The organism is Allobosea sp. UC22_33 (assembly GCF_042700715.1).
In the GTDB taxonomy this organism is placed as follows: domain Bacteria; phylum Pseudomonadota; class Alphaproteobacteria; order Rhizobiales; family Beijerinckiaceae; genus Allobosea.
This window is the reverse complement of the sequence record NZ_CP170556.1, coordinates 2,582,908-2,599,053: the sequence shown is the minus strand read 5'-3', so window position 1 is coordinate 2,599,053 and position 16,146 is coordinate 2,582,908. Positions and strand designations below refer to the sequence as shown.

Below are 16,146 nucleotides of genomic sequence, written 5' to 3'. Positions count from 1 at the left end.
GCTATGTGGCTGCGCTCGGGCAGTCCCTATCGGAGGACGTAGTGAGGCATTGCCCGGCGATCGTTGGCAAGCCGCAGCACGGCTGGGCCGCACTGCGCAGGGTACGGGCCACCGCGGAGCAGCCTTCCCCCTAGCGAGGCAGTTCACCGCGCCGGGATGTGGTCAGCACATCGGCGACGCGGTCCTCCGGCAGGCCATACTCGGCGCGGGCGGCTTCTGCCGAGATATAGCCCAGGGCGAGATCGCGCTCCACGCTGCTCGCGGCCCTTTCGGCCGGCGCGCCATAGCCGGCGCCACCCGGGAAGGCCATCACGACCTTGCGGCCATGCGGGACGAACTGCTTGCCCTTGCCCTTCATCGCCGTGCCGTCATCGAGCGCGATGGTCGTCGGCGCGCCGCCGCCGCCGCCGCGCCGGCCGCGGGCAGGGTGATGGACGCGGTCGAACATCGCCTGGATGTCGAACTCGTAGCCCTCCCAGGCGCCGACCTCCATATGCTGGCCGAGGCCGCCGCGATGCTGGCCCTTGCCGCCGGAATCGGGCCGGAGTTCCTTGCGCCAGACGATGACCGGGCCGACCTGCTCGGTCGCCTCGACCGGCATCGTCATCACGCCGGAGGGGAAGGCGGTGGCGTTCATGCCGTCGAGCGCAGGTCGTGCGCCCGAGCCGCCGGAGTTGAAGGTCAGAACCTCGGCGCGCACGGCGTCCGTCGGCCACGGGCCGTCGCTGCGCGGCCGGAGCGAGACCTGGAAGTTGCACAGGCTGCCGGCGCCCTCGGCCGGGACGAGGCCGGGCAGGAGCTTGTCGAGCGCGTCGTAGATCGTGTCCGGCACCATGTGGCCGATGATGTGGCGCAGCGCGACCGGCGCCGGCCAGACCGCGTTGACGATGGTGTGCTCCGGCGCCGTGATGCGGAAGGGCTCCAGCGAGGCGGCGTTGTTCGGGATCTCCGGCGCGATCGCGCATTTGAGCGCGTAGCAGGTATAGGCCTTCGTATAGACCAGCGGCACGTTGATGCCGTTCTTGTCGACGCCGGAGGTGCCGGCCCAGTCGCAGAGCACGCCGTCCGGCTCGATCAATATCTTCACCCTGAGGTCGATCGGCCGGCTGTAACCGTCGATCCGCATATGGCCCTCGGCTTGGCCACGCGGCAGGGCCGCGATCTTGTCCAGCGTCGCCTGGCGGGAATTGGTCAGGATGAAATCGGAGATGCCGGCGAGATCAGCGAGCTTGAACTCGACCATCATCTCGATCAGCCGGCGATGGCCGATCTCGTTGCAGGTCGCGAGCGCATAGACGTCGCCGACGAGCTGGTCGGGCTCGCGGACGTTGCCGCGGATGATCATGACCAGCGTCTCGTTGACCGTGCCGCGGTCGGCGAATTTCATGATCGGGATATGCAGCCCTTCCTCGTAGACCGAGTTGGCGTCGGCGCCGAAGCCGCGCCCGCCGATATCGACGATATGGGCGGTGCAGGCGAAGAAGCCGACATGGCGCCCTCGATGAAAGGAGGGGCTGACGACCGTGATGTCGTGCAGGTGGCCGGTGCCTTCCCAGGGATTGTTGGTGATGTAGACATCGCCCTCGGCGATGTTCTCGCGCCCGATACGGCGGATGAAATGGGCGACGGCATCGGCCATGGCGTTGACGTGGCCGGGCGTGCCGGTCACCGCCTGCGCCAGCATCTCGCCCTTGTCGTTGTAGACGCCGGCCGAGAGATCGCCGGCCTCGCGCACCGATGTCGAGAACGATGTGCGGATCAGCGCCTGCGCCTGTTCCTCGACGACCGAGATCAGGCGGTTCCACATGACCTGATAGGCGACCTTGGAGATCTCAGACATGGGCGGGCTCCTTCCGCGCAGCGATAGCGGCGGCGGGTGCAGCTTCTGAAAGGCGGATATCGATGCAGCCGTCGTTCAGCGTCACGGCGAAGCGGCTCGACGGCAGGATGATGGTGGTCTCGTCCTCGGTGACGATACCGGGACCGTTGATCCGGCTGCCGGCGGGCAGGGCGGTGCGGTCATGGGCTTCAGCCTCGACGCGACGGCCGAGGCCGGCATCGAAGACGGATCGGCTGCCTTGCGCCGGCGCGTCGCGAGTCTGGGAGACCGGCGTCACCGGGGCGACGGCCTCCTGCGGCGTATGCGCGTTGACCGACCAGACGGTGATCTCGGCGGCGAGCCCCTTGACCGTGCGGCCGAACAGGTTGGCGTATTCGTGTTCGAAGCGCTGGAGGATGACAGCCGGGTCGGCGGCGCTGGCCTCTTCCGGCGTCAGCGTGACCGGGATTTCCCAGCCCTGGCCAGCATAGCGCATATAGATCTTGTATTCGGCCTGGATCGCGCCGTCCCAGCCGCAGGAGCGCACCACCCGCGTCGCTTCCTCTTCCATCTCGCCGAAGAGTTTCGTGACGCGCGCGGTGTCGAACTGGGCGAGCCGCATAAACAGAGTCCGGTTGGCCTCGAAGCTGAACGGCGCCCTGAGGAAGCCGATGGCCGAGCCGACGCCGGCGCCCGGCGGCACGAGGCAACGGGCAATGCCGAGCTTTTCGCAGAGGCGGCCGGCATGCAGCGGCGCGGCGCCGCCGAAGGCGATCATCGTGTATTCCGACAGATCCTCGCCGTTCTCGACGGCGTGGACGCGGGCGGCATTGGCCATGTTTTCGTCGACAACTTCGGCCACACCCCAGGCGCTTTCCAGGGCGTCCATGCCGAGCCTGCCGCCGATCTCGCTCGTCAGCGCGGCAGCCGATTGGTCGGCGAAGAGGGGGATCGTGCCGGCCGCGAAGTTATCCGGGTCGATCTTGCCGAGGATGACGTCGGCATCGGTCACGGCCGGACGCTTGCCGCCGCGGCCATAGCAGGCCGGGCCGGGCTCGGAGCCCGCGCTTTCCGGCCCGACGCGGATCTGGTTCATCGAGTCGACATGGGCGAGGCTGCCGCCGCCGGCGCCGATCTCGACCATGTCGATCACGGGGATCGAGATCGGCATGCCGGAGCCCTTCTTGAAGCGATAGGTCCGGGCGACCTCGAAGACGCGGGCGGTCTTCGGCGTATAGTTCTTGATCAGGCAGATTTTTGCGGTGGTGCCGCCCATGTCGAAGGAGAGCACCTTCTTCAGCCCATGCCGCGCGGCGATGTCGGCGGCGAAGACGGCGCCGCCGGCGGGGCCGGACTCGACGAGGCGGACCGGGAATTCCGAGGCGCTTTCGAGCGAGATGATGCCGCCGCCGGAATGCATCAGGAAGATCGGGCAGGAGGCGCCTTCCTCAGCGAGCCGCCCCTTCAGCCGGACGAGATAGCTCTTCATCAGCGGCTTGATATAGGCGTTGGCGATCGTCGTGTTGAAGCGCTCGTATTCGCGCATCTGCGGCGAGACTTCGGAGGAGAGCGAGACCATCGCGCCCGGCAGGCGCTCGGTCAGAACCTCCTGGATCAGGCGCTCATGGGCATCGTTGACATAGGAATGCAGCAGGCCGACCGCGACGCTCTCGTAGCCGGCTTCGCGCAGTTCATCGACCAGTGCCTCGACGGCGGCGCGATCGAGCGGGATCAGGACATTGCCGCGCGCATCCATGCGCTCCCTGACCGTGTAGCGGCGGTTGCGCGGCAGGAGCGGCTCCGGCAGGGTCAGGTTAAGGTCATATTGCTCGAAGCGGCTCTCTGTCCGCATCTCGATGACGTCGCGGAAGCCCTCGGTGGTGACGAGCGCGGTCTTGGCGCCGCGCCGCTCGATCAGCGCATTGGTCGCCAGCGTGGTGCCATGGATGATCTGCCCGATCGTGGAGGCTGCGATGCCGGCCTTGTCGCAGACGCGGTGCATGCCCTCGATGATCGCATCCTCGGGTGCGGCATAGGTGGTCAGCACCTTGGTCGAGAACCGCTCGCCGTCCTGCTCCAGCACGACGTCGGTGAAGGTTCCCCCGATATCGACGCCCAGGCGGGCCCCGAGAATGGACATGGCTTACGCGCCTCCGTTGTCTGAGAGGCGGAAGATGGGCCGGGCCGCCGATGTCGTCGAATTATTATTTTCTATGTTATTCGATAGAGGATCTTTATCGCCGCCATCAACGCCCGGCGGTTTACGCGGCCCCCCGCGCATCGCCCTGATCGTGCCGCGCTGCTCTTTCGCCAGCGAGCTCGGCCGCCCGCTTGAGCAGGAAGCTGGCCGGGGTGTGGGCGTAGGAGGCGGTGAAGACCAGCGCGCTGGGTTTCCATTCATAGGGGAACTCCACCAGCTCTCCGGTTTCGAGAAATTTTTCCACCAGCGTCCGCGACATCGGTGCGATGCCGAGGCCATCGAGGGTCATCTGCAGGCTGGCTGCGAGGCTGCTCGACGGCACGATCCGGACCGGCCTTTCCCAGTTGTCGCGAAAATGCGCGGATAGCTCGACGAAATGGCGCGTATTGCGCGCATGGGTCAGGATCGTATGCGAGGCCATCGTTGCAAGGTCGGAGCCGGTGAGCCCAAGCCGTGGCGAGGCCACCCAGAGATAGGGCACGGAACCGAGGTCGACATTGGTGATGTTGAAGTTCGAGATCGGGCCGTTGAGCAGGCACAGGTCGAGCGACCGCGACACCAGCTCCTCGCGCAGGTTGATCGTCAGATCGACCCTGAGCTCGACATCGACATTCGGGAAGACCTGCCTGAGGTCGAGCAGGTAGTCGCGCAGCCAGGTCTGGGCGATGAGCTCGGCGACGCCCAGCCTGAGGATGCCGATCTGCTGGTCGGAGCGGATCGATTGCTGCGAGAATTCCTCGGAAGCCTGCAGCACGCGCTCGGCCTGCCCCAGCAGCGAATGGCCGATCGGCGTCAGGGCGACCGATCCGGAATCGCGATGGAACAGCCGGACGCCGAGCACGGATTCGAGCTGCGAGATGCGCACGGAGATATTGGGCTGGGTCGTGTTCAGGCGCTCGGCCGTCGCCCGGAAACTGCCAAGCTTGGCCACCCAGACAAAGCTCTCGAGCTGCTTCAGCGTCCAGTTCGGCATTGTCCATGTCCGGCCCAACCGCGCGAGCGAACGGCGCGGCCTATGATCGATAAAGAAAATGCATCGCGAAAACAGCAAAATTCAATTGGCTGCTATCGCGATAACGCGCTCGACTGACCGTTAGCCGTCGATCGGGCTTCGGCACGGCTCGGCTCCTGAAACCTGCGCGGCTCTCTCCGCAGCGGGATAAAAACGAGGGGAACCATGAACCGCAGAGCTTTGATCGTCTCCGCCGCCCTTGCCATGAGCTTCGGGCTTGCCGCTCCCGCCATCGCCCAGACGAGCTGGACCATGGCCTCGGGCTATCCCGAGAGCAGCTTCTTCACCCAGAACATTCGGCAGATGATCAAGGAGATCGAGGAGAAGAGCGGCGGCAAGCTCAAGATCGACCTGCGCTCGAACGACAGCCTGATCAAGCTCGACGCCGTCAAGCGCGCCGTCCAGTCCGGCCAGATCCAGATCGGCGAGATCCGCCTCGGCGTCTACGGCAACGAAGGCGCGATGTACAATCTCGACAACATCCCCGGCGTCGCCACGACCTATGACCAGGCGACCAAGCTGACCGAGGCCCAGGCGCCGTTCTTCGACGCGCTGTTCAAGAAGAACGGCATGCGCGCCATCACCTATGTCGCCTGGCCGGGCCAGGGCTTCTACACCAAGGCGCCGTTGAAGGGCCTCGCCGACCTCAAGGGCCAGAAGCTGCGCATCTATTCGAAGCAGACCCAGATCATGGGCGAGAAGCTCGGCATGGAAGCTCTGATCCTGCCCTTCGCCGAAGTGCCGCAGGCCTTCTCGACCGGCATGATCCAGTCGCTCTGGACCAGCGCGCAGACCGGCACGGACGTCCAGATCTGGGATTACGTCAAGAACTTCACCTATACCGGCACGATGCACAACAAGAACGCGATCCTCGTCAACGAGCGCGCCTTCCGCCAGCTCGACGCGGCCACGCAGAAGGTCGTGACCGAAGCCGGCGAGGCTGCCACCAAGCGCGGCTGGGACTTGTCCAAGAAGGCGGCCGAAGAGCGCGAGGGCGTGCTCAAGAGCCATGGCGTGGCGATCGCCCAGTCACCGAAGGACATCCTCGACGCGATCGAGGTGGCCGGCAAGGGCATGGTCGCCGACTGGCTCGGCACCGCCACGGCCGAGGAGAAGGCCGTCTACGACGCCTATCAGAAGAGCCTGAAGTAACCGGCTTCCGTCCGCCACCTTTCCAAGACCCATGGCCAGCGGAGTGACCGGTGATACGAGGCGTTCTCGACAGGTTCTATGAGGCGTGCGGCTATGTTGCCGCCGCCTTCATGGTCGGCATCGGGCTGGCCATCGTCGCCCAGATCGTCTCGCGCATGCGCGGCGTCACCCTCGACGCCACCGAGGCGGCGGGGCTGTGTCTTGCAGCTTCGACCTTCTTCGGCCTGGCCCACACCTTCCGGCGCGGTGGACATGTCCGGATCAACCTGATCGTCGACCGCCTGCCGAAGAGCTGGCGGCGCGGGGTCGAGATCTTCAACTGCCTGCTCGGCACTGTGGTCGTTTCGTTTCTCGCCTGGCATGTGGCGTCGCTCGCGCTGCAATCGCGCGAATTCAACGACGTCAGTCCGGGCCTGCTGGCCATGCCGTTCTGGATTCCGCAGACCGGCGTCGCCATCGGCATCGCCGCCCTGGCGATCGCCTTCCTCGACGAACTCGTCTGGCTCCTGACCGGCGGCAAGCCGCGCTACGAGGCGCCCGACGAGATCGAGCTCGACAGGCCGGTGGCATAGGGGCCGATGATGGACACGATCGTTCTCGCCTCGCTGGTGCTCGCCGGCTCGCTTCTCCTGCTGCTCGCCAGCGGCGTCTGGGTCGCGCTCTCGCTGCTGACCGTCGGCATGGTGATGATGGGGCTCTTCACCACGGCGCCGATGGGCTCGCTGATCGCCTCCACGCTCTGGGATTCGAGCTGGGGCTGGGCGCTGACCTCGCTGCCGCTCTTCATCTGGATGGGCGAGATCCTGTTCCGCTCGAAGCTGTCGTCGGACATGTTCCAGGGCCTGGCGCCCTGGGTGTCGCGGCTGCCGGGCCGGCTGCTCCACGTCAACGTGCTGGGCTGCGGCATCATGGCGGCGGTCGCCGGCTCATCGGCCGTGACCTGCGCCACGATCGGGCGGATCAGCGTGCCGGAGCTGGAGAAGCGTGGCTATCCGCTCAACATGACCATCGGCACGCTGGCCGGCTCCGGCACGCTCGGCCTGCTGATCCCGCCCTCGATCATCATGATCGTCTATGGCGTGACGGCCGAGGTCTCGATCGCGCGGCTGTTCATCGCCGGCGTCCTGCCTGGCATCCTGCTGATGGCGCTGTTCATGGGCTACACGGCGATCTGGAGCCTGCTCAACCCCGACAAGATGCCGCCGGCCGAGCCGCCGGTGCCGTTCCTGGAGAAGATCTATCGTTCGCGCCGGCTGATCCCGGTCGCCCTGCTGATCGGCTCGGTGGTCGGCTCGATCTATGGCGGCATCGCCACCCCGACCGAGGCCGCGACGATCGGCGTGATCGGAGCGCTGATCCTGGCGGCGGTCGGCGGCGGGCTGACGCGCGCGAGCTTCATGGACGGGCTGATGGCGGCCATGCGGACCTCCTGCATGATCTCCTTCATCATCGCCTGCGCAGCCTGCCTGACCATCGCGGTGGCCTTCGTCGATATTCCCCGTTCGCTGGCGAGCTGGGTCGATGCGATGCATCTCTCGCCCTATGCGCTGCTGGCGGTGCTCGCCGTGTTCATGCTGATCCTCGGCTGCTTCCTCGAGGGCATCTCGATCATCGTGCTGACCTCGTCGGTGATGCTGCCGATGGTGCAGGCGGCGGGCATCGACCTGCTGTGGTTCGGCATCTTCGTGGTGATCCTGATCGAGGCCGCGCAGATCACCCCGCCGGTCGGGTTCAACCTGTTCGTGCTGCAGAGCATCACCGGCAAGGACATCCTCGCCGTGACGAAGGCTGCGATCCCCTATTTCTTCGTGCTGATGCTGCTGCTGGTGCTGATCACGGTGTTCCCGCAGATCGTCACCATCCTGCCGAAGATGATGGCGGGATGATCCGGGCTTAAGCGCCCGGAGCCAGCGTCCTCGTCGCGATGGCGAGGATCTCGCAATCGGCGGCGGAACCGTCCTGCCAGGACTGGACGAGAAAGCGCGCATCGGCGCCGGTCGCCATGATCGGATGGTGCCAGAGCCCGCGGCGATAGATCATGCCCTGGGCCGCTGAGAACGAGAAGGCGGTGAGGGTCGAGAGGTCGGGCGTGCCGTCCGCATTGCTCTGGCTGACGCTGACCATGTGGCCGGCGCCACTGAGCGGCATGATGAGTTGAACCGAATTCACATGCCGCTCGAGCATCGCGATCGCGGTGGTCGGCGGCTGCTCTCGCGCCTCGAAGATCGAGGTGACGAACCTGGAGCCCGGCCGGACATCGGCGGCGGCATGCGCGTGGATGTCGTGCCGGCGCGCCGTTCCATTGTTCGCGTCCCGGCCGGCTTCGCCGGTTTCCACGAGCCAGCCGAAGGGTTCGAAGGCTGCCTTCGTGACCGGAGCGACGCGCAGCGGGCGAGGGGAGGCAAGCCCGTGCGCGATCTGATGGCCTGATGTCATTGCCGAACTCTCTCCGAGGCAGGCGAGGCGGAGAACCGCTTCTCATGTTTCCGTTCTGGCGCAGGCCGTCGCCATCTGTCGAGGCATCTGATCTCCCGCGAGCGCCGGAGCTTTCAGGCCCGGCCCGCACGATGATGCGGTGTGAATCGCGTCAGCCGCGTGCAGCGCGCTACGAGAGCAGGGCAGGCAACCGGCTAAGCCAGGGGCAGAGCTTCTCATAGAGGGAGGCCACGGCCAGCAGGTCGGCATCCCGGCGCGGCGCCGCGATGATCTGCAACCCCATCGGCAATCCAGCCTCGTTGAAGCCCGCCGGGACGCTGACGGCGGGAGCGCCCGCGAAGGTCGGCCCTATGACGACCTCCATCCAGCGATGATAGCTGTCCATCCTGCGGCCGGCGATCTCGGTCGGCCAGCGGGTTTCCGCCTCGAAGGGGAAGACCTGTGCCGAGGGCAGCAACAGGAAATCGAAACGCTCGAAAGCCCGGAGCAGGGCCTTGTGCCAGGCGCCGCGCGCGAGGCCGGCCTCGTAGACGGCGAGCCCGCTCCGGCTCTGGCCGTTCTCGATTTCCCAGATCGTTTGCGGGTTGAGGAGGCGCCGCGTCTCGGGATTGCCGTAGTCGTTCTGGTGCCGGCCGCTGATGCTGTGGCTGCGCAGGGTCACCCAGGCTTGCCAGAGGCGCTCGGGGTCGAACGCGATCGTCGCGGGCTCGACCTGTCCGCCGGCGGCCTCAAGGAGCCGGGAGGCCTCCTGGCAGAGTTCCAGGACGCCCGGCTCGAACGGCAGATGGCCGCCGAGATCGCCGAGCCAGCCGAAACGCACGCCTGCGAGCGTCTGGCGAAGGCTGCGCCATTGCGTCAGCCTCGGGTCGTCATAGGAGAGCGGCGCCCGCGGATCGGAGCCCGCCTGCACCGACAGCAGCATGGCGACGTCGTCGATCGAGCGACCCATCGGGCCCTCGACAGCCATCTGTCCGTAAAACGGATCCAGCGTTTCGGCCGGAACGAGGCCCTGGGAGGGGCGGAAGCCGAACACGTTGTTGAAGGCGGCCGGGTTGCGGAGGGAGCCGCCCATATCGCCGCCATCTGCGACAGACAGCATCCGCAAGGCCAGTGCGACGGCTGCACCGCCGCTGGACCCGCCTCCCACCCTGGACTGATCATAGGCATTGCGCGTGAGGCCGAAGATCGGATTGTACGAGTTCGAGCCGTAGCCGTATTCGGGGACGTTGGTCTTGCCGATGATCAGGGCGCCGGCGGCCCGCATGCGCTCGACGATGATGGCGTCCTGGTCGGGCACGAAATCGGCGAAGAGATGCGAGCCGAACGTCGTCCGGAGGCCCTTCGTCAGCGCGAGATCCTTGATCGCCTGGGGGACGCCGTGCAGGGGGCTGACCGTATCCCCCCGAGCCAGCGCCTCGTCGGCTTTCCGCGCTTCCGCCAGAAGCTCGTCCCGAGGCCGAAGCGAGATGATCGCGTTGACGGCCGGGTTCACGCGCTCGATGTGGTCGAGATGGGTTCTCATCACCTCGACCGCACTCACATCGCGCCGGCGGATCAGCTCCGCCAGCGCGACGGCGCCGAACGAGCAGAGTTCGGGAAGCACGCGCGCAGCGGGAACGCTTTCATTCATCGTGAGCACCTCTAACCAAGGCTTTGGCGGATTCTGTCCTGAGCCCTGCGAGGGACGCCCAGGCGCCGAAGAGTCGGCGTAGTCCATCGTGCTGAGATGAACGGCTTTCGTCAAAAAATAAGCCTGCCGCGCGATGCGGCAGACTGTTGTGCGATGGGGACAAACCCTGTCGCCTTGCGGGGCCGATATGAGATTGCCCTGGATCACAGGGATGCATACTGCTCGTCGCGTCTCAGGACTCGAAGTCACCGATGGTCATGCCGCCGTCGACGACCTTCATCTGGCCGAAAACATAGCTCGCCTGGGACGAGCTCAACCAAACCGCGGCGACGGCGATTTCGCTGGGATGGGCGCCTCGCCCGCTCAAGACAAAGGCCCCGCCAGCCAAGCTGACGGGGCCTCGATCACGGTGTTCTGTGTCGGAGCGATCACACGACAGGCGGGCGATAAGGACCCGCGGTCTCGTCGAAGCGCTCCCAGCCGCTGGCGCGATACTCAGCTTCGCGCGTTGTCCGATCGATCGGTGTGGCCCCGTCGAGGATAGCCTGAACCGTGGCTTCATGCTCGGGCTCGGTGCGGACGGAAACGACAGAGCCGCCGCGGCGAACCGTCTCGGCATAGTAATCCGCTTCGTCCTTGTCGTGACCTTCCTTCACGAAGGAGCCGACGAGGCCGCCGGCCGCGGCACCCGCGACGGCGCCCGCTGCGGTCGACGCGAGCCAGCCGGCCGCGACGACCGGACCGACGCCGGGGATCGCGAGCATGCCGATGCCGGCAAGGAGGCCGGCGGCGCCGCCGATGCCAGCGCCGATGCTGGCGCCCTCCGTGGCATTCGTCTCATCAGACGGACCGGCGCTGCTGACAACACTGATGTCGTTGCTGGAAACGCCTGCAGCCTCAAGCTGCTCGACCACCGAGCGGGCCGTTTCGTAGTTGTCATAGGTACGGGTCAGGGTGCGGGTCATATTTGCCTCCAAGAGTTGGGCTTAAGGGTCGAGATCAGTTGCGGGTGATGTTGCCGCGATAGTCGACGGAGACATTGACCTGCGCGCCGGCATGCGTGGCCTTGCCCTTCCAGACGCCGTTGTCGTCCTTCTTCAGAGCGCCGACACTGGAATAGCCGTTGGCTTCGAGGCGGCTCTTGGCCTGGCCCTCGGTGAAGCTGTTGGCGCCGGGCAACGGGGCGTTCTTGTCGGCGTCGGCCTTCGGCGCCGGCATGGGAGACGTGGTGCTCGTCTGAGCGATCGCTCCGAACGAAATCGTAGCTGCGACGAGCGAAACGAGGATTGTTGTTTTCATTGTCCGACACTCCTGATGGGGAGCGGCTCGAGGCCGCTGAATGTGAATCGAACGGCCCGCAGTGTGATTCTGTTCCAAGCTCGCTGGCGCTTCCCGGACCTGCCGACGAAGAAATTGATGTGGCTGGATTGTTGGAGACGTGGCGGCTGAGACTGGCCCGTGAAAGGGCTCAGATGCCGGCGGAACATCCGAAGCGCGACGATGTTCACGGAGTCTGTTGTTGGACCGCGAACACACATATTGAGAGGCGACATGGCGCCGCGAGCAATCTGGAAAGGCGTCCTCAGGGTCGCTGAAGTCACTTGCCCGGTGGCGCTCTACACCGCTGCCTCGACCAGTGAGCGCATCTCCTTTCACATGCTGAACCGCAAGACCGGCAATCGCGTCCATCGCCAGTTCGTCGACGAGGTCACGGGCAAGCCGGTCGAGAAGGACGATCAGGTCAAGGGCTATGATCGCGGCGATGGCGACTACATCGTGCTGGAGCCCGATGAAATCGCCGAGGCTATCCCTGAGAGCGACAAGACCCTCGATGTCGCCACCTTCCTGCCTTGCGACGAGATCGACGATCTCTTCTTCGACCGGCCCTATTATGTGATGCCGAGCACGCCGGTCGCGGCCGAGGCCTTCGCTCTGATCCGCGACGTCATGGCGAGCCGCGAGGCTGCGGCCCTGGCGCGCACCGTGATCTTCCGGAGGATGCGCTCGATCCTGATCCGGCCGCACGATGCCGGGATGATCGCGACGACGCTCAATTTCGACTACGAGGTGCGTCCGGTGGAGAGCGCCTTCGACGATATCCCGAAGCTGAAGATCGAGGGCGAGATGCTGGAACTCGCCGAGCACATCATCCGCACCAAGGCCGGCCGCTTCGACCCCAAGGCCTTCGAAGACCGTTACGAGAATGCGCTGGCCGAGCTGGTCAAGGCGAAGATCGAAGGCCGCAAGATCAAACCGGTGAAGCGCAAGGAGCCGGCGAAGGTCGTCAATCTGCTCGATGCTCTCCGGCAGAGTGCCAAGACCGGACAAAACGGCACATCGGCCGACAAGGCGGCGGCGAAGCGCAAATCCTCCCGCAAGACGGCGGCTAAGGCCGAACCGCGAAGCAAGGCAGGCTGATCACTTCCGCGGTTCGAGGCTGCGCTTGAGCGCATCCATGATGCTGACGACATTATCCTCGTTGGCGGCCGGGCTGGCCTTTTTGGCCGGCTTACGGCCCTTCTGCTTGGCCTTGATGAGGTCCAGCAACTCGTCCTGGACGGGATCCTGCGCGAGCTCCGGCGACCAGTCCTTGGTGCGCGAGGTGATCAGCTTCTCCATGAGCGCGCGCATGTCGGGCTCGGGTTTCGCCTTCCTGATATCCGAGAAGTAGTCCTTCTCGTCGCGAACCTCGTCGCCATAGCGCAACGTCCATAGCACGATGCCTCTGTCGCGCGGCTCCAGCAGCACGGCCCGTTCGCGCCGGTAGAGGACGACGCGGGAGATGCCGACCGTCTTGGTCGCCTTCATCGCCTCGCGGATGACCGAAAACGCCTCGTCGCCGATCTTGCCGTCCGGCACGAGATAATGCGGCGTGTCGTACCAGATCCAGCCAACGGAGGAGCGCGGCGCGAACAGCTCGATATCGATCGTCCGCGTACTCTCCAGGGCGACGGCGTCGAGCTCGTCATCCTCCAGCATGACATAGTCGTCGTCGCCCTTGGGATAGCCCTTGACCTCATCGGCATCGGCGACCGGCTTGCCGGTGACGGCATCGACGAAGCGGCTCTGGATGCGGTGGCCGGTCGTGCGATTGAGCGTATGGAAGCGGACCTTCTCGCTCTCGGAGCGCGCCGGCATCATCGCGACCGGGCAGGTCACGAGCGAGAGCTTGAGATAGCCTTTCCAGAATGTCCGCTGGGCCATGGACGGTTCTCCGATCGGACGCGAAACGCATCGGCCGCCGATCCGTTCCGGTCTGGCGGCGGGTCAGGACCGTTCGAGCTTTTTGATCGCATCCGCGAGAGGCCGCTCGGCTTCGTCATAGTCCGCCCAGGCCTTGCTCGCTGCGAGGAGCTTCGGAACCGTGCGGATGGTGTAGCTGGCGGGATCGAGCCCCGTCCTCACCTGCGACCAGGTCAGCGGCATCGAAGCATGCGCGCCGGGTCTCGCGCGCGGAGACAATGGCGAGACCGCCGTCGCCATGCGGTCGTTGCGAAGGTAATCGAGGAAGATGCGCCCCTTGCGCAGGCGCTTGGCCATGTTGACGACATAGCGCTCTGGCTGGTCGGCCGCGATCTCCGCACAGACGCGGCGCGCGAAATCCTTGGCTGCCGGCCAGTCGGGGCCGCCACGGCGGGGCTTCGCCAGCGGCGTCACGACATGGAGACCCTTGCCGCCGGTGGTCTTGCAGAAGCTGACGAGGCCCAGTGCATCGAGCCGCTCCTTCATCGCCTTGGCTGCCGCGATCACTGCGTCGAAGGACACATCCGGTCCCGGATCGAGGTCGAAGACCAGTCGACCGGGAACCTCCGGCTCGCCGGGCCGGCAGTTCCACGGATGCAGTTCGATCCCGCCGATCTGGGCCGCGGCGATCAATGCTTCGATCCGGTCGATCTGGAGATAGGATTTCTTGTCGCCGGAAATCTTGACGAGCTCGAACAGGCTGGAGGTGCCGAGGCCGGCATGGCGCTGGAAGAAGATTTCGCCCTCGATCCCGTCGGGCGCCCTGAGCAGCGAGCAGGGCCGACCCTTGATATGCGGCAGCAGCCACGCCCCGACTGTCTCGAAATAATGCGCGAGATCGAGCTTCGTGGCGGGTTTGCCGTCCTCGGCATCGGGCCAGAGCGGCTTATCGGGCTTGGACAAGGGCACGCCGAGCACCTCGACACGCCCGCTGCGGGCCGGCGCCGGCTTCGGGGGTGCGGTTTCCGTGGGGGGCGCCGGCAACTCGGTCTCGACCTCGGCCGCCGGCTTGTCCTCCCGCAAGCCCTTGAAGGCGGCCTGCCGGACCATGCCGTCGCCGGTCCAGCCCGCGAATGCGATCTCGGCGACGAGGATGGGCTCGACCCAATGCACACTCGGCGCTCCCCGGGGCGCGCCCTTGCCGGTGAAGGGCGAGGTCTTGGCTTCATGTTCTTTCAGGCGTGGCAGCAGCTTCTCGACCTTGGCCGCGCCGTAACCGGTGCCGACCCGGCCGATATAAATGAAATGCGGACCGCGATGGACGCCGACGAGCAGCGAGCGGAATTTACCGGCCGTGGTGGCCCAGCCGCCGATGACGACCTCATGGCCGGCGCGGCATTTCGCCTTGGTCCAGCCGTCGCTGCGGCCGGAGACATAAGGCGCATCGCCGCGCTTCGAAACTATGCCCTCCAGCGACAGGCGACAGGCGGATTTCAGCACCGCATCGCCGCCGGTCTCGAAATGCTCGACATAGCGCAGCGTGATGCCATCGGCCGCGTCACTCAGCAGCGCCTCCAGCCTTTGCTTGCGGGCGAGGAGAGGCCGCTCGCGCCAATCCTCGCCGTCGAGGAACAGCAGGTCGAAGGCGAAGAAGACGAGGTTTTCGGTTTTCTCCTCGGATAACGCTGCCTGCAACGCGGCGAAATCCGGCGCGCCATGGTCGTCGAGCGCGACGATCTCGCCGTCGACGATGCAGTCCGGCAGGCTCTTGAACGCCTGGGCCACGGCCCCGAACCTTCTCGTCCAGTCGAGCCCCTTGCGCGTCTTCAGTGTGACCTTGCCGCCAGCGACACGCGCCTGGATGCGATAGCCGTCGAACTTGATCTCATGTAGCCAGCCGCTGCCTGCCGGTGGCCGCTCCACGCTCCGGCAAAGCTGAGGCGGGACGAAGCCCGGCAGATCGGCCGCGGTCGCGGGGCCTGCTTTCGAGGTCCGGCCTTTCGTCTGTTTCGGTGCCGGCTTTTCGGCCCGTGCTTCGGCCGCCAAGCCTTCCTTGCTGTCCCAGACCGCATCGGCGTCGACCGCCTGCTCTGCCAGCAGGAAGGGCTCGGGCGAGCGGCCGCGCCCAGCAGCGATGGCTTTCATCGTCCGGCCCGAGGCCACCGAGGCGTCAGCCTCCAAGACTGCATCGCCATCGGAAGCGACCGCATGGTCGTCGCGATGCTTGATCAGAAGCCAGTTGGTGCGCTTGCCGCCGTCGCGGTCGTGCTTCATGCGCACCAAGACGAAGCTGCCCTGCAGCCGCTTGCCGTCGAGCGTGAACTTGAGGTCGCCCTTTTCGAGCTGTCGCTGCGGACTGAGCTTGCCCTCCGGCTCCCAATAGCCCCGGTCCCAGAGTTGAACCGTGCCACCACCATATTGGCCCTTGGGGATCGTCCCCTCGAAATCGCCATAGGCAAGCGGATGGTCCTCGACTTCGACGGCGAGGCGCTTGTCGGCGGGATCGAGCGACGGCCCCCTGGTCACCGCCCAGGATTTGAAGACGCCATCCAGTTCCAGGCGCAGGTCGTAGTGCAGCCGTGTCGCATCATGCTTCTGGATGACGAAGCGCAGGCGGTTCGATGGAGCGACCGCGCTCGCGTCGTTCGGCTCCTTCGTCTTCCGGAAATCGCGCTTGGCGCGATAGGTCTTCAGCTTTTCCACGGAACACCTTC

Annotated in this window: 14 protein-coding genes; 4 read left to right on the top strand and 10 right to left on the bottom strand. The window is 65.9% G+C overall.

The window, feature by feature from the left end:
- Positions 1-130: 130 nt before the first annotated feature.
- From ACFJGT_RS12260 to ACFJGT_RS12250, 3 genes are all read right to left on the bottom strand, one after another.
- Positions 131-1,840: a hydantoinase B/oxoprolinase family protein gene (locus ACFJGT_RS12260; RefSeq protein WP_377848773.1), complete on the bottom strand. Its 1,710-nt coding sequence runs from the start codon at positions 1,838-1,840 to the stop codon at positions 131-133.
- Positions 1,833-3,959: a hydantoinase/oxoprolinase family protein gene (locus ACFJGT_RS12255; protein WP_377848772.1), complete on the bottom strand. Its 2,127-nt coding sequence runs from the start codon at positions 3,957-3,959 to the stop codon at positions 1,833-1,835. Before ACFJGT_RS12255 ends, ACFJGT_RS12260 begins: the two co-directional genes overlap by 8 nt.
- Positions 3,960-4,080: 121 nt before the next feature.
- Positions 4,081-4,992, bottom strand: coding sequence for a LysR family transcriptional regulator (locus ACFJGT_RS12250; RefSeq protein WP_377848771.1), 912 nt, complete (start codon positions 4,990-4,992; stop codon positions 4,081-4,083).
- A 204-nt stretch (positions 4,993-5,196) separates the two neighbouring features.
- On the opposite strand from ACFJGT_RS12250, the gene ACFJGT_RS12245 reads away from it, so the two are divergent.
- Genes ACFJGT_RS12245 through ACFJGT_RS12235 form a run of 3 tightly spaced genes read left to right on the top strand, consistent with a single transcriptional unit; the run spans position 5,197 to position 8,069 of the window.
- Entirely contained in the window at positions 5,197-6,183 is a 987-nt protein-coding gene (locus ACFJGT_RS12245) for a TRAP transporter substrate-binding protein (RefSeq protein WP_377848770.1), read from the top strand.
- A gap of 50 nt (positions 6,184-6,233) precedes the next feature.
- The gene (locus ACFJGT_RS12240; protein WP_377848769.1) at positions 6,234-6,755 is read left to right on the top strand and encodes a TRAP transporter small permease; all 522 of its coding nucleotides are present in this window, start codon (positions 6,234-6,236) and stop codon (positions 6,753-6,755) included.
- Positions 6,756-6,764: 9 nt separating this feature from the next.
- Complete coding sequence (locus tag ACFJGT_RS12235) at positions 6,765-8,069, top strand: TRAP transporter large permease (protein ID WP_377848768.1); 1,305 nt, start codon at positions 6,765-6,767, stop codon at positions 8,067-8,069.
- Between the two features lie 7 nt (positions 8,070-8,076).
- On the opposite strand, the gene ACFJGT_RS12230 is transcribed toward ACFJGT_RS12235, so the two are convergent.
- From ACFJGT_RS12230 to ACFJGT_RS12210, 5 genes are all read right to left on the bottom strand, one after another.
- Positions 8,077-8,619: an ureidoglycolate lyase gene (locus tag ACFJGT_RS12230; protein ID WP_377848767.1), complete on the bottom strand. Its 543-nt coding sequence runs from the start codon at positions 8,617-8,619 to the stop codon at positions 8,077-8,079.
- Positions 8,620-8,788: 169 nt separating this feature from the next.
- Positions 8,789-10,249 carry an amidase gene (locus ACFJGT_RS12225; protein WP_377848766.1) on the bottom strand — a complete coding sequence of 487 codons (1,461 nt, stop codon included), beginning with the start codon at positions 10,247-10,249 and terminating at the stop codon, positions 8,789-8,791.
- Between the two features lie 232 nt (positions 10,250-10,481).
- Positions 10,482-10,616, bottom strand: a complete 135-nt coding sequence (locus ACFJGT_RS12220; RefSeq protein ID WP_377848974.1) for an SDR family oxidoreductase — start codon at positions 10,614-10,616, stop codon at positions 10,482-10,484.
- Between the two features lie 61 nt (positions 10,617-10,677).
- Positions 10,678-11,214, bottom strand: a complete 537-nt coding sequence (locus ACFJGT_RS12215) for a hypothetical protein (RefSeq protein WP_377848765.1) — start codon at positions 11,212-11,214, stop codon at positions 10,678-10,680.
- A gap of 34 nt (positions 11,215-11,248) precedes the next feature.
- A complete protein-coding gene (locus tag ACFJGT_RS12210) occupies positions 11,249-11,548 on the bottom strand; it encodes a PepSY domain-containing protein (RefSeq protein WP_377848764.1) in 300 nt (99 codons plus the stop codon).
- A 252-nt stretch (positions 11,549-11,800) separates the two neighbouring features.
- Between ACFJGT_RS12210 and ACFJGT_RS12205 the strand changes: the two genes are divergently transcribed.
- Positions 11,801-12,667 (top strand): Ku protein, encoded by an 867-nt coding sequence (locus ACFJGT_RS12205; protein WP_377848763.1) that lies wholly within the window; start codon positions 11,801-11,803, stop codon positions 12,665-12,667.
- Here ACFJGT_RS12205 and ACFJGT_RS12200 read toward each other — a convergent pair whose 3' ends face one another.
- Together ACFJGT_RS12200 and ligD are read right to left on the bottom strand one after the other, a co-directional pair.
- The gene (locus ACFJGT_RS12200; RefSeq protein ID WP_377848762.1) at positions 12,668-13,453 is read right to left on the bottom strand and encodes a Ku protein; all 786 of its coding nucleotides are present in this window, start codon (positions 13,451-13,453) and stop codon (positions 12,668-12,670) included.
- A 63-nt stretch (positions 13,454-13,516) separates the two neighbouring features.
- Positions 13,517-16,135, bottom strand: a complete 2,619-nt coding sequence (gene ligD / locus ACFJGT_RS12195) for a DNA ligase D (protein WP_377848761.1) — start codon at positions 16,133-16,135, stop codon at positions 13,517-13,519.
- Positions 16,136-16,146: the final 11 nt, after the last annotated feature.

What these genes read in the sequence shown, in the direction of transcription:
- ACFJGT_RS12260 (WP_377848773.1), bottom strand. Translation starts at nt 1,840, where the DNA reads ATGTCTGAGATCTCCAAGGTCGCCTATCAGGTCATGTGGAACCGCCTG.
- ACFJGT_RS12255 (WP_377848772.1), bottom strand. Translation starts at nt 3,959, where the DNA reads ATGTCCATTCTCGGGGCCCGCCTGGGCGTCGATATCGGGGGAACCTTC.
- ACFJGT_RS12250 (WP_377848771.1), bottom strand. Translation starts at nt 4,992, where the DNA reads ATGCCGAACTGGACGCTGAAGCAGCTCGAGAGCTTTGTCTGGGTGGCC.
- ACFJGT_RS12245 (WP_377848770.1), top strand. Translation starts at nt 5,197, where the DNA reads ATGAACCGCAGAGCTTTGATCGTCTCCGCCGCCCTTGCCATGAGCTTC.
- ACFJGT_RS12235 (WP_377848768.1), top strand. Translation starts at nt 6,765, where the DNA reads ATGGACACGATCGTTCTCGCCTCGCTGGTGCTCGCCGGCTCGCTTCTC.
- ACFJGT_RS12230 (WP_377848767.1), bottom strand. Translation starts at nt 8,619, where the DNA reads ATGACATCAGGCCATCAGATCGCGCACGGGCTTGCCTCCCCTCGCCCG.
- ACFJGT_RS12225 (WP_377848766.1), bottom strand. Translation starts at nt 10,249, where the DNA reads ATGAATGAAAGCGTTCCCGCTGCGCGCGTGCTTCCCGAACTCTGCTCG.
- ACFJGT_RS12215 (WP_377848765.1), bottom strand. Translation starts at nt 11,214, where the DNA reads ATGACCCGCACCCTGACCCGTACCTATGACAACTACGAAACGGCCCGC.
- ACFJGT_RS12210 (WP_377848764.1), bottom strand. Translation starts at nt 11,548, where the DNA reads ATGAAAACAACAATCCTCGTTTCGCTCGTCGCAGCTACGATTTCGTTC.
- ACFJGT_RS12205 (WP_377848763.1), top strand. Translation starts at nt 11,801, where the DNA reads ATGGCGCCGCGAGCAATCTGGAAAGGCGTCCTCAGGGTCGCTGAAGTC.
- ACFJGT_RS12200 (WP_377848762.1), bottom strand. Translation starts at nt 13,453, where the DNA reads ATGGCCCAGCGGACATTCTGGAAAGGCTATCTCAAGCTCTCGCTCGTG.